This is a genomic window from Psychrobacillus soli, assembly GCF_006861775.1.
Classification (GTDB): Bacteria; Bacillota; Bacilli; order Bacillales_A; family Planococcaceae; genus Psychrobacillus; species Psychrobacillus soli.
Genome location: NZ_VDGG01000003.1, coordinates 98,907 through 112,419, shown reverse-complemented (window position 1 = coordinate 112,419; position 13,513 = coordinate 98,907). Strand labels below are relative to the sequence as shown.

The 13,513-nt window shown below is 36.5% G+C and carries 12 protein-coding genes; 7 read left to right on the top strand and 5 right to left on the bottom strand.

All coding sequences use genetic code 11. The annotated features are described in order from the left end of the window. Positions 1-10: 10 nt before the first annotated feature. The 5 genes from FG383_RS02420 to FG383_RS02400 all read right to left on the bottom strand — a co-directional run bounded on the left by FG383_RS02420 (position 11) and on the right by FG383_RS02400 (position 6,543). Entirely contained in the window at positions 11-775 is a 765-nt protein-coding gene (locus FG383_RS02420) for an SDR family NAD(P)-dependent oxidoreductase (RefSeq protein WP_142605251.1), read from the bottom strand. Between the two features lie 249 nt (positions 776-1,024). After that, positions 1,025-2,170, bottom strand: coding sequence for an acyl-CoA dehydrogenase family protein (locus FG383_RS02415; RefSeq protein ID WP_142605250.1), 1,146 nt, complete (start codon positions 2,168-2,170; stop codon positions 1,025-1,027). A gap of 357 nt (positions 2,171-2,527) precedes the next feature. Further along, positions 2,528-4,216 (bottom strand): sigma-54 interaction domain-containing protein, encoded by a 1,689-nt coding sequence (locus tag FG383_RS02410; RefSeq protein WP_246096811.1) that lies wholly within the window; start codon positions 4,214-4,216, stop codon positions 2,528-2,530. A gap of 976 nt (positions 4,217-5,192) precedes the next feature. Then, positions 5,193-6,176: a GMP reductase gene (gene guaC / locus FG383_RS02405; RefSeq protein WP_142605248.1), complete on the bottom strand. Its 984-nt coding sequence runs from the start codon at positions 6,174-6,176 to the stop codon at positions 5,193-5,195. A gap of 172 nt (positions 6,177-6,348) precedes the next feature. Beyond that, positions 6,349-6,543 carry a hypothetical protein gene (locus FG383_RS02400; RefSeq protein WP_142605247.1) on the bottom strand — a complete coding sequence of 65 codons (195 nt, stop codon included), beginning with the start codon at positions 6,541-6,543 and terminating at the stop codon, positions 6,349-6,351. Positions 6,544-6,877: 334 nt separating this feature from the next. Here FG383_RS02400 and FG383_RS20805 point away from each other — a divergent pair, with 334 nt between their 5' ends. The 7 genes from FG383_RS20805 to FG383_RS02370 all read left to right on the top strand — a co-directional run bounded on the left by FG383_RS20805 (position 6,878) and on the right by FG383_RS02370 (position 13,486). Further along, positions 6,878-7,036, top strand: coding sequence for a hypothetical protein (locus FG383_RS20805; protein ID WP_185907825.1), 159 nt, complete (start codon positions 6,878-6,880; stop codon positions 7,034-7,036). 165 nt (positions 7,037-7,201) lie between these two features. After that, on the top strand, positions 7,202-8,059 hold the full coding sequence (locus FG383_RS02395; protein ID WP_142605246.1) for a MurR/RpiR family transcriptional regulator: 858 nt from the start codon (positions 7,202-7,204) through the stop codon (positions 8,057-8,059). After that, a complete protein-coding gene (locus FG383_RS02390; protein WP_142605245.1) occupies positions 8,056-9,183 on the top strand; it encodes a M20 peptidase aminoacylase family protein in 1,128 nt (375 codons plus the stop codon). Before FG383_RS02395 ends, FG383_RS02390 begins: the two co-directional genes overlap by 4 nt. A 5-nt stretch (positions 9,184-9,188) precedes the next feature. Then, positions 9,189-10,013: a GNAT family N-acetyltransferase gene (locus tag FG383_RS02385; RefSeq protein ID WP_142605244.1), complete on the top strand. Its 825-nt coding sequence runs from the start codon at positions 9,189-9,191 to the stop codon at positions 10,011-10,013. 1 nt (position 10,014) lies between these two features. Next, positions 10,015-11,124: an o-succinylbenzoate synthase gene (menC, locus tag FG383_RS02380; protein ID WP_142605243.1), complete on the top strand. Its 1,110-nt coding sequence runs from the start codon at positions 10,015-10,017 to the stop codon at positions 11,122-11,124. 88 nt (positions 11,125-11,212) lie between these two features. Then, the gene (locus tag FG383_RS02375) at positions 11,213-12,271 is read left to right on the top strand and encodes a YkvI family membrane protein (RefSeq protein ID WP_142605242.1); all 1,059 of its coding nucleotides are present in this window, start codon (positions 11,213-11,215) and stop codon (positions 12,269-12,271) included. Between the two features lie 165 nt (positions 12,272-12,436). Continuing rightward, the gene (locus FG383_RS02370) at positions 12,437-13,486 is read left to right on the top strand and encodes a YkvI family membrane protein (protein WP_142605241.1); all 1,050 of its coding nucleotides are present in this window, start codon (positions 12,437-12,439) and stop codon (positions 13,484-13,486) included. Positions 13,487-13,513 lie beyond the last annotated feature (27 nt).

The following is a 13,513-nucleotide window of genomic DNA, read 5'->3' as shown; positions in this document are numbered from 1 at the left end:
TCCTTCTTTTCTAATTTTTTGGTCCGCCAGCAATATACAACACCTGTCCGCTAACAAAAGAAGATTGCTCATCTGCAAAAAATAAAACAGCATTTGCAATATCTTTTGGTTTTCCACTTCTACCGACTGGTATTGTATTAACTCTTGACTTCACTAATTCCTCGAACGGGACTCCAATTCTTTCTGCAGTAGTTTTCGTCATTTCTGTTTCGATGAAACCTGGGGCAACCGCATTTGCTGTTATTCCAAATTTTCCAAGCTCTATTGCTAAAGTTTTCGTCAATCCTTGCAATCCTGCTTTGGCTGTAGAGTAATTCGCTTGCCCCCTATTCCCTAAAGCTGATGTTGAAGAGATATTGATAATTCGTCCGTATTGTTCTTTTGTCATGTATTGTTGCGCAGCACGTGATGCCAAGAAAGCTCCTTTTAAATGTACGTCCATCACGGTTATCCAATCCTCATCCGTCATTTTGAATAACAGATTATCCCGCAGAACTCCTGCATTGTTTATCAAAATATCCAGTGAACCGAATGATTCATATACTTCGTTCATCGAAGACTCTATTTCCTCTCGCTCAGTTACGCTAGCTACTTTTGTATAAACGGAATATCCATCACCCTTTAACTCTTCTTCTGCTTTATTCAACGCTTCCTGATCTACATCAATAATTGCAACGTTTGCTCCTTCTCTCGCAAACTGTTCCGCAATTTCTCTGCCTATTCCACGACTTCCACCTGTAATGAATGCAGTTCTTCCTTTAAATCGATTTCCCAATTTTTGTTCCTCCTCTATCAATAAACATCTTCAATAAGTTAACTATTTATTATGCAACTTTCATGCCAACAATAAATTAGATGCAAGTAGCATGCATTCCCACCTATTCATTGATCTTTCAATGAAGTGAAAGTTGAATTATTTTCTAAAACGATTCATTTGTGTATCATTGATTTGCTTTTGAATCATCATTAGCAGATTAATAGATAACAAGCGTTTTTGGATGCGGTATCATATTATTGCTTAGCATTATCCTTCTAACATCTTTCGTGCAATAATAAGTCGTTGAATTTCATTTGTACCTTCATAAATTTTGGTGATCCGTGCATCTCGATAAAATCTTTCTATTGGATAGTCAGCTACATACCCCATGCCACCGTGAATTTGAACAGCTTTATCTGCCACTCTATTAAACACATCGGAAGCGAATAATTTTGCCATGGACGCTTCTTTGATCACTACTTTTCCTTCATCAATAAGATGTGCTGCATTCCATGTAAGCATGCGGGCCGCTTCTGTTTCTGTTGCCATGTCTGCAATCATCCACTGAATGGCTTGATTGTCAGCTATCGGCTTACCAAATTGCTTTCTTTCTTTTGCATATGAGACAGAAAGTTCGATTAACTTATCGCATGAACCAACTGCACGTGCAGCAAGTCCTACTCGACCTTCACCAAGAATTTTTAACGCGGATATATAGCCCATTCCAACTTCCCCAATGATATTTTCATCAGGCACTTCACAATCTTCGAAAATGAGCTGAGCTGTATAGGAGCCCCTAAGCCCCATCTTTTTATCTATTTTTCCAATTGTAAAACCGGGATAACCTTTTTCAACTAAGAAAGCTGTAATACCGCCTTTTGCACCTTTTTCTTTATCCGTTAGAGCAAAAACAGTGAAGACATCTGCAACAGGTGCGTTTGTTATAAAATGCTTCGTACCATTTATAAGCCATTTATCCCCATGTTTTACTGCTCTAGTTTCTAAATTAGTTGCATCAGACCCTGCTCCAGGTTCGGAAAGTGCAAAAGCTGCAATTGTTTCCCCTGATGCCATCTTCGGCAAATATTTTTGTTTTAATTTTTCATTTGCCAATTTTACAAGTCCTGTACTTCCTATCCCTGTATGCGCACTTATTAAACTTACAAAACCATTATGAGTTCTACCAAGTTGTTCAAGGATAGCAGCCTTACCAATTGCATTTAACCCGATGCCACCGTACTCTTCAGGAATACTAATTCCAAACAATCCAAGTTCTTTTGCAAGGTCGACTAAGTGTTCAGGTATTTTATCTTCCTCTTCTATTTGTTGTGCGTATGGTTCCACTTCTTTCTCAACATAGTTTCGAACCATTTGTTTCATTTGTTCAATGTCCGTTGACAATTTAAATAGCATCTTCATTTCCTCCTTTAAAATGGACCTTTCTGTTCCCTATAAAGATAGTTGCAACTTACGTGCCAAACTGTCACATGCTACTACTTTGACTTAGTTATAAGTAAACTATTTTTCCCACAAAATCGATTTACAATTGAATCAAGTAACTCTTAATCGTTCTTGCATTAGCGATTCATTAATGATTTATTGAATCAATTATGATTATTTTCTTTTATAAAATATTAGGTCAAAAAAATAAATCATCTCAAAAGCAAAAAAATACAGGAATGAATTAATACACGCACATGCAATATCAAATCAAAAGACGACTACCAATTCAAAATTGAATTGGTAGTCGTCTTTTTTATAGGTTAGTTTTTATTTGGTATCATTCGAACGTTTTAATGCGATCTTATACTTATTTAATTTTCTCACTATTGTAGGTTGACTTGTCTCTAGCGCTTTCGCTAACTCATATGTTGTTGTATACTTTTCTACTGCTCGTCTTAGCACATTTTCTTCGGCCATTTCTACGGCTTTTTTTAATGTCAATGCTTCATCGATTTCAATAGAATTAGGCTTTAACTCAGATTTATATTCATATGGAAGATGTTCCAACTTAAGCTCGTCCACATTATTTAGCAACACGATCTGCTCTAGCAAATTGGACAGTTCTCTTATATTCCCTGGCCAGTGATGGTGGTAGAAAAAAGATGTCAGTTCCGCATTCATTTCTTTGTTCATTTTATACTTTTCATTGATATCATTTAAAAAAATTTTAATAAGCGAATGTATCTCCTCTTTCCGATCACGTAAAGGTGGGATTATAATTGGAACTACATTTAAACGATAATATAAATCTTCACGAAATTTGCCTTCTTGGACCATTAATTTTAAATTCCTATTTGTTGCCGCTATCAATCGTACATCAATTTTTTTAGTAGAAGTACCACCGACTCTTTGAATCTCTCTTTCCTGAATCACCCTCAGTAGCTTTACTTGGAGATCTAAAGACATTTCCCCAATTTCATCTAAAAACAAAACACCACTATCCGCAAGTTCAAACATTCCTGGCTTTCCATTTTTACTAGCACCTGTAAATGCTCCCCCAGCATAACCAAATAACTCTGATTCAAGAAGATTCGCTGGAATAGCACCGCAGTTTACTTTAACAAATTTACCACTTCTGCTCCGTTCGCTTTCCGTATAAATATACTTTGCTAGTACGTCTTTACCTACTCCCGTTTCACCTAATATCAGAACCGTAGCTGACACATTAGCGATACGTTTAGCCGTGTCGTAAATAAGTCGCATTTGCTCGCTTTCCACTACTGTTTTTCCATCTATGAAATGTTCGCTACCTTTTAATCTTTCAATTTCCTGTTGGTAGCTTTTATTTAATTCATTAGCTCTACTAAGCGCTGTTTGTAAACTATTTAGATCAGATAAGTTACGAATATTTGTAACTACACTCTCTACTTCTCCTTGGTCATTAAATACAGGGCTTCCGGTAAGAAGTGTTTCATTGCCAGAATAATTAAGTTGTATAAGAGATACAGTTCTCTTTTTCTCGATAACTTTGTGTGTAACGGAATCCTTAAGAATTCCCCGCTTGATTAAATCATCTACTTTTTTATTGATATAGTATTCTTTTGGTATTCCTGTAATTCTTTCAATAGCTGCATTCGTCCTCAATGTGCCGCCATCTTTATCCGTAATATAAATTCCATCATAAGAATTTTCGATGGCCGCATCAAGAAGCCTATTCAAACGCCTAAGCTCCTCTAGTTCACGCATACTATTTTCAAGTTCTTGCGAATGAATGCCGACATAGAAAATTCTCTCTTCCTTCAGTTGTGCTTTTAAAAATATATATTCCCGATTGTTCAAACGAGCTTGAACTATGTTTCCCCCTTGCTTTTCATACCACTTATCAAAAGCTTTATCGACAGATTCATTTGTAACATTCATTCCCAGATCAGCTAAAAGGCGTTCATTCACTCTAATTACTTTATTGTTTAAAGTAGTTTCTAGTATGAGAAATGGTAATATCTCTATCTGAGTCAAAAAAAGCTCTCCTTTCAAACAATAGCACAAATAATCATATGCTAATGTTAACACTACACGCTTATAATAGTAAGAATATATTGAATTTTAAATTAATTATAGTCGTATAATACTATTAAAATTTCAATTGATATGTAGTGCAGCAATTTTTCGAAGCTTTCAGTAACGTATTTTCCACCTGGTTCTTTTATAAAAAAATAGTAGTACAAGCCATTACGTTGGTTTGCACTACTATTATTAATATGTTTTTAAGAACTATTTTACAGTCTCACCAACAGTTATTGCCAAAAGCTCTTTTAATTTTCCAAGCCATAGCTAGCAGATTATTTGGATCCATACTTTGGAAGAAGGGCTGCAAAAATCCTTCTGTCAATTCTTCAGCTGAATTCACACCGAACAGTTTCCATTTTTCCAGTTGATAAAATTCCGTACTAAAAATAGCGAAAATCAAAGGAAATTGCATGATTTCTTAGTATCGACTCGCTGAAACAACATTTTGTACAGGCTTTTCTAATGTTAGAATCCAATAAATGGATTAGAGCAATCAATCTGCTATTGAAAGCAACTAATTCTATTCTGAAAGCAACCGAAATCTTTGTGAGAGCAACCAAAATGCCGATGAAAGCAACCAATTCTTAAAATAGCAAGTTTACTTGATGGGAAACTTGGATGATTTCTACATATTATAGGAACAATATGTCTTAAAGCCCGCGAACTCGTGAGCTAGGACTAGACCGGTTATCCTATCAACCATATTTTGTTAATACTAGACCGTGATCAGTTAGTATTTTCCATGGATTTTCGCTGCAGGCGGAAGTGAAGGCTCATCGCTTACCCGGCGGAAAGCGTCCGACTGCAGCGAAAATCACAGCGGTCACTAGAAAAAAATTATCCACATGTCTAGAAATTAAAGGTTTCCTAAGCATTAAAAAGGAGCGAGAAATAAATAATCTCGCTCCCCATCTAGTTCCAATTATTAATATACTTTATCACCATTGAAAATAGAATTTTTCACGATAACATAATCTACGTTACGAATGGATTCAAGTTTATTACCGCCTGCATAGGAAATAGAAGATTGAAGATCTTGCTCCATTTCAGTAAGCGTGTCTTGTAAAGCACCTTTGTGCTCGACAAACATTTTCTTACCTTCTACATTTTTCTTTTCGCCCTTTTGAAATTCAGAAGCAGAACCGAAATATTCTTTAAAACGTTTGCCGTCTTTTTCAATCGTATTTCCAGGAGATTCTTCATGACCAGCAAATAACGAACCGATCATAACCATTGATGCACCAAAACGCACAGATTTAGCGATGTCACCATGTGTACGGATTCCTCCGTCCGCAATAATCGGCTTACTCGCTGCTTTTGCACACCAACGTAGCGCAGCTAGTTGCCAACCACCTGTTCCAAATCCAGTTTTAATCTTCGTAATACATACTTTACCTGGCCCAATCCCTACCTTTGTAGCGTCCGCTCCAGCATTTTCTAATTCTCTTACCGCTTCTGGAGTCCCCACATTTCCTGCAATAACAAAACTTTGAGGTATATGCTTTTTAATATGTTGAACCATTGCGATAACTGCATTCGAATGACCATGTGCAATATCGATTGTAATGAACTCTGGTGTAAGTTGTTCAGCTGCTAATTGTTCAATAAATGCATATTCTTCCTCTTTAACTCCAACGCTAATGGATGCGATTAATCCACGCGATTGCATATCTTTTGTAAATGCTATACGTTTTTCTGGTTCAAAACGATGCATTATATAGAAGTAACCATTTTCAGCTAAGTAATTTGCAATTTTTTCATCTATAATTGTCTGCATATTAGCAGGTACTACAGGTAGCTTAAAAGTATGCCCACCTAAAGTTACAGTTGTATCACATTCTGATCGGCTATTTACAATACATTTTGCCGGAATTAATTGAATATCTTCATAATCAAATACGTTTTCCATATTACCCACTCCAAACACGAATATTAAATTAAAGAAAAACAAAATTGTTCGTCCATTGGGTAATTTACAGCATTTCAATGCATATGTCAATCAATAAACGGCTAAAAATCATATCTAGTACCAAGTTGGCTCCTCTAGACCGGTAATAGTAAAGAAATTTTAAACCCCTTATCTATTTATTGATCTTTATGACATGCGCTTCAATTAATTTAATTCTGTCTGCTAATTCCAATACCGCCTGCATCAGTTGAACCTGTTCTGTTTTTGTTATCGTTGTGTGACGTTCCATCTGTTCAACTGATTTCTCAACCCTTTGTATGCTGTGACTCATTACTTTAACAAATTGTTCGGTCGACAGTTTTTTCATCTCCTTTCCCTTCATTTTCATTGTAATTAACTATTAAGTTATTTCAATTGACAGAATTTATCATAAATTGAGAGAAAAGCATTTTGAGAGAAAATATATATTCAAAATTGTATTATAAGCGCTTTCATATGCTCAAAATAAAATTTTGGTGTTTTCGGATAACCTTTTTTTACTAGGTGCTTTTAGTATGTGCAGATAGTCGACATTTATGCTCGGATAGTGACTTGATTTGATCGTTACATTCAAATTTGTTTAATTAACAGGAACCATTCCATCAAACATTTTCCCGGACCATTAATATACTAGTAGTAAAGCTTTTAAGGAGGAGAGTGTTATGTATTCAAATCCAATTGATTCAGAAGAAATGGCAATGCGAAAAAATTTAGATGTCATCGCTTCCCTGAATATGATTGGTGAAGGAGGTCCAGTCTACAACTTGGAGGAAGAAAAAAACGAAAAACAAGATTCCACGGAAACTAACTATCATTCTTAATATTTTTAACCCTATTCCCCACTACAAGTGGGGATTTTCTAATATTCAGAAATTAATATATTGCATTCTGCTGAATATCGTGATAAATTTATAAATGTCGAAATGAATTGAATACTTCATATTTTTAATAAAATGATGAATTTCCTTCATAAAGGAGTTTGAGCTTTGGTAATACTAGATTTAATAAGTCAACATTTTACAAAGATGTCGAAAAGTCAAAAGAAAGTTGCGAACTACGTATTAGAGCATCCAAATGATATTGCACTATATTCGGCGGCAGAGTTTGGCTCCAAAATTGGGATAAGTGAATCCACTGTCATTCGTTTTTCGAATTTACTTGGTTTTTCTGGCTATACGGAACTGCAGAAATTAGTTCGAGAGCAATTTTTTAAAGAAAGTAGTTTAACGAGCTATCAGCAGTCTAAAATGGATATTCCAAAAGACATTAGTTTTCATAAGCAAGTGATGGAACAAGATCGGGAATCCATTTTAGCTACGATGAATCAAATAGACGATGTGGCCTATCAAGCAGCTATCCAACGTTTATCTAATGCCAAATCCGTCTATGTACTTGGTCTTCGTTCTTCTTATCCGGCTGCTAATTGGCTTTCCTTTTCTTTAGGGTTAGTAAAAGAAAATGTCCATTTTATACGACCGGAGACGGAAGATGTTATCCGTACTATTACACAAATGGATGAGCATTCTGTTGTCATTATCATTTCATTCCATCGTTATTTGAAAGAAACGATTCAAATAGCCGGGCTTATACGTAACCAAAATTCATATATTATAGGAATAAGTGACTCAATCTTAGCGCCTATTCATGCGTATAGTGATATATTATTCCCCATTTATGCGGCAAACAAATCTACTTTAGATGCTGTCTCTCCTCTCTTTTCGTTTATGAATGCAATTGTTGCTGGATTAATCGTAGAACAAAAAGAGAACTTCATGAAAAGGCAAGCATTATATGAAACGATTTCGGGTCATTTTCTATTTGAGGAAGGAAAGAATCCATTATGAAACAAGCATTATTAAATTTAAAACCTACCGTGGAGTCTCTATTTCAACATCTTCATGCAAACCCTGAAATTAGCTGGAAAGAATTTTTTACGACTGCGTATTTGAAAGATTTTCTTGTTCGAGAAGGATTTCATGTTACTACTTTTGACGATTCAACCGGTTTAATAGTTACTGTTGGAAGTGGGAAACCTTGTGTTGGGCTGCGGACAGATATGGATGCCCTTTGGCAAGAAGTGGACGGTGAGTTTAAAGCCAATCATTCTTGTGGACATGATGCACATATGACGATGGCAGTAGGTACACTTCTGTTATTGAAACAATTAGGTGTTCCGAAAAAAGGTACATTAAAAATAATATTTCAGCCGGCAGAGGAAAAAGGAACAGGCGCTCTTTCCTATATTGATAAAGGGCTAGTCGATGATATTGACTATTTATACGGAGTACATCTTCGCCCAATTCAAGAACTTCGAAATGGATTTGCTGCTCCAGCCATTTTACACGGTGCTGCAAAACTAATTAGTGGGAAGATACATGGAGTGGAAGCGCATGGTGCTAGGCCACATCTTGGCGTCAATGCAATTGAGGTCGGTGCGCAAATTGTGCAAGCAATACAAGCGATTTATCTAGATCCGATGATGTCGTATTCTGCAAAGCTAACGAAGTTTCAAGCTGGCGGTGAATCTGCCAATATTATTCCTGGAAACGCTGAATTTAGTATCGATGTTCGAGCACAATCAAATTGCGCGATGAATGAATTAATAGCTAAAGTCGAGCACGCGATTAGTTCGGTTGCTACACTAAATAATAGTACAATCGATTTTCAAATTGAAACGGAAATTGTGGCAGCCGAAGTGGATGATTCAGCTGTAGAATTGATGAAAAGAGCAATTATCGATACGATTGGCCAAAATTATTATATCCCTCCTATCGTTACACCGGGCGGAGAAGATTTTCATTTTTATACATTAAAAAGACCTCACATCAAAGCGACAATGCTTGGCTTGGGATGCGATTTAACTCCTGGATTACATCATCCAAACATGACGTTTAACCATGAAAGCATTATAACAGGCATTGAAATTCTAGCCCGTACGATCATTGGTACTTTTCGAACAAAGGAGTAAACAATATGAACAAAATTACGATGCGCGTGTTAAAAACAGTCGAGGAAATGCAGCTCGTTCAACAATTAGAAGAGATCGTTTGGGGCATGGGCGCAATTCCTGTCCATCAAACACTTACTGCAGTTAAAAATGGTGGTTTAATCATCGGTGCATTTGACGAAGAAAAATTAGTCGGCTTTTCTTATGGCTTTGCTGGCTATCAAAATAACGAAGCGTATTTATGCTCTCATATGCTTGGTATTCATCCAGATTATCAGTTGCAAGGCATCGGCAAAAAATTAAAAGAAGAACAACTTATCGTGGCAAAAGAGATGGGTTACAAACTGATCACTTGGACATTCGATCCACTGGAAAGCCGCAATGCCTATTTGAATGTTTCCAAGCTTCACGGCATCTCATGTACGTATATTGAAAACTGCTATGGGGAAATGACTGGTGGGATCAATGCTGGTTTACCAACGGATCGTTTACAAATTGAATGGTGGATTGCAAGTGATCGTGTAGAGAAGAAATGGGAGCCTTGCAATGTGATCTTCGCTAATCCTTTTCAAACCGTATTGTCAGAACAAAATCAGCCTATCTTAGTAGAAGCAGATTCATTTGATCCAACTGGACAAGGATATGAAGTGCCTATTCCCCAGCAATTCCAAGAAATGAAAAAAGAAAGCCCGGAAACAGCTTTACAATGGCGTTTGCAAATACGTAAAATCATTCAAACGCTCTTTTCAAAAGGCTATGCACTTGTTGCAGTCCGAAAAACAGATGAACCGGTGAACTACTATCAATTTGTGCAAAGAACAACAATTCCATTACAAACAAAGGAGAACTAATATGCTAATCAAAGAAATTAATATCCGCAAAATGAAAATGACAATGAAAGCCCCTTTTTCAACAAGTTTCGGAACGTTCCAAGATAAAGAATTCCTTCTATTAGAAGTTACAGATGAACTCGGAAATACAGGTTGGGGCGAATCTACAGCATTTCACTCTCCTTGGTATAACGAAGAAACACTTGAAACCAATTTACATATGATCCGAGATTTTCTAATCCCGCTTGTATTAAATAAAGAAATTACGCATCCCGATGAAGTAAATGAAATCTTTGCTCCCCTTCGCAAAAATAATATGGCGAAAGCAACAGTGGAAGGTGCTATTTGGGACTTATATGCTAAACGCAATCAAATAACTTTGGCTGAAGCACTTGGTGGAACCGCTGAAAAAATTGAAGTTGGTATAAGTATCGGCATACAACAAAGCGCAGAAGATTTAATCGAATTAGTTCGTGGATATGTTGCAGAAGGTTATAAACGGATGAAGGTGAAAATAAAACCTGGCTTTGATGTAGATGTAATACAAGCCCTTCGAGAAGAATTTCCTCATGTTCCATTAATGGCAGATGCGAATTCTGCGTATACATTAGATGATCTCGAAGTTTTAAAACAATTAGATGAATTTAATTTAACCATGATTGAACAACCGTTAGCCTCGGATGACATTATCGATCATGCAAAATTACAAAAAGAATTAAAAACACCTATCTGTCTGGACGAGAGCATTCATTCATTGGAAGATGCTCGCAAAGCAATTGAACTTGGTAGCACAAAGATAATTAACATTAAAATCGGACGTGTTGGTGGCCTAACTGAATCGAAAAAAATTCATGACTACTGTATGGAAAATGATATTCCTGTATGGTGCGGTGGTATGTTAGAGTCAGGAATTGGACGTGCTCATAATGTAGCATTAACGACGCTTCCTAACTTCATCTTACCTGGCGATACAGCAGGTTCTTCTCGTTATTGGGAAGAAGACGTGATCACACCTGAAGTAGTAGCTGAAGATGGCTATATTACGGTCCCTACAAGTTACGGTATTGGATATGAGCCAAACATTCAAGTGATGGACCGGTATACGGTAGAAACGTTTAACTTTAAAGCATAACTAAATAAGCGCCCTTTACTTTTGCACAGACTGGGCGCTTCTTGTTTATAATTTTCGGAATAATTCAAATAATGAGGAGTTCAAATATATGAAAAAGAGTTTTCAAATTGGTTCGGCTTTTATAGGCATTATAGTAGGAGCAGGTTTTGCTTCCGGTCAAGAAATTTTACAGTTTTTCTCTAGTTTCGGTTATATCGGTATTGCAGGTTCAGTCCTTGCAGCAGCCCTTTTCGCTTTTCTCGGAATGAATTTAACCCAATTAGGTAGCCGGTTACAAACTACTTCTCATAAAGATGTTATCTACCATATTTGTGGCCGGTATTTAGGTGTTTTTGTGGATGTTATTATTACGTTTTTCTTGTTCGGTGTAACGGTAGTTATGTTCTCCGGAGCTGGAGCAATTTTTGAAGAGCAATTTGGATTACCTGCAATTGCAGGAAGCCTTTTAATGGCTGCCGTTACAATTGCCACTGTTACGTTAAACGTACAAAAAGTAATTGGTTTAATTAGTACCGTTACTCCGTTCTTATTAGTAATGGTTGTGGTGATTGCTGGGTATTCATTATTCCATTTTGATCCTTCTACTATTGATATGGATGCAGCCGTTTCCAAAGCATCTCCTGCTGCTTCTAACTGGATTATGGGTACTTTACTCTATGTATCTTATAATATCGCTGCTGGGGTTGCGATGATTACAGTAATTGGTGGTACTGTAAAAGATCAAAAAGTTGCGGGACGTGGCGGAATTATTGGTGGTCTTGGGTTAGGTTTATTAATTTTGCTTATTAATATTTCGATGTTAACACAAATGGATAAAATTGCCGATGTTGCGATGCCAATGATTACCTTATCCAATGCAATACACCCAATTGTCGGTTATATTATGGCAATTGTTCTTATTGGGATGATTTATAACACGGCGGTTGCGATGCTTTATGCGTTTTCTGCACGTGTCGTGAAACCAGAGAAACCTTCGTTTAAAGCATTTACCATTCTATTTGGTGCGATTGCATTTATTGCTAGTTTCTTAGGTTTTGTCAAACTTGTCGGAACGGTTTACCCAATCACAGGTTATTTAGGTTTCTTACTCATAGCTTCGATTATTGTTTCTTGGTTTATGTATAAACGAAAAGGTGCAAGAGTTTAATAGATAGAAGGAAAGTTAAGATAAAACCATCCTTTGATGTAGAGGTAATTCGCTCCCTTCGCGAAGCTTTTCCAACATTTCCACTCATGTCGGACGCAAACTAAGCGTATACTTTAATTGATATCAAAATATTTGCAACCTATTAGAAAAAAAGGAGCTCAATATATGAAAAAAAGCCTTCAAATTGGATCCGCTTTTATCGGGATTGTCGTTGGAGCAGGCTTTGTATCAGGTCAAGAAATCTTGTTATTTTTCACGAGTTATGGCTATCTAGGTATTGCAGGTTCAATACTTGCAGCTATACTATTCGCATTTCTTGGGATGAATTTAACGCAACTTGGTAGTCGGTTGCAAACGACTTCGCACGAGAAGGTTATTTATCATATTTGTGGTCCATATTTAGGTTTTGTTATCGATATGGTTATTACCTGTTTGTTATTTGGCATAACCATTATTATGTTTGCTGGAGCGGGTGTTGTTTTTGAAGAGCAGTTCGGATTATCTGCTTTGATTGGTAGTTTAATAATGGCAATTATTACGATTATCACTGTAACGTTAAATGTCCAAAAAGTAATTGGATTAATTGGTGCAATCACTCCATTTCTATTAGTAATTGTTTTGATCATAGCAGCCTATTCGGTGTTTCATTATGATTCAAGCGTAGATTTAAAAACTGTGAGTGTTGGAACAACTCCCCCAGTTTCTCATTGGGGAATTGGTGCATTATTGTACGTTTCCTATAATATTGCTGCTGGTGTAGCGATGATAACAGTAATAGCGGGTACTGTTAAAAATCAACAAGTGGCTGGTTGGGGCGGAATTATTGGTGGACTTGGACTAGGGCTGTTAATTTTACTCATTAATATTTCGATGCTAACACAATTAGATTCTATTAAAAATACTTCGATGCCAATGGTCACATTAGCAAATAATATACATCCTATTGTCGGTTTTTTTATGGCAGTTATTCTTATTGGAATGATTTACAACACAGCAGTTGCGATGTTGTATGCATTTTCCGCTCGTATTGTAAAAGCAGGGAAGACTTCGTTTAAAGCATTTACTGTTTTTTCTGGTGCTTTCGCATTTTTCGCTAGCTCCTTAGGATTTGTTTATCTAATCGGAACGATATATCCAGTGACAGGGTATTTAGGAATTTTGCTAATTGCGGCGATTGTCGTATCTTGGTTTACATATCGAAGAAAGGTTTATTGAAAAAAAGTGGTGGAGACATTTAAGATT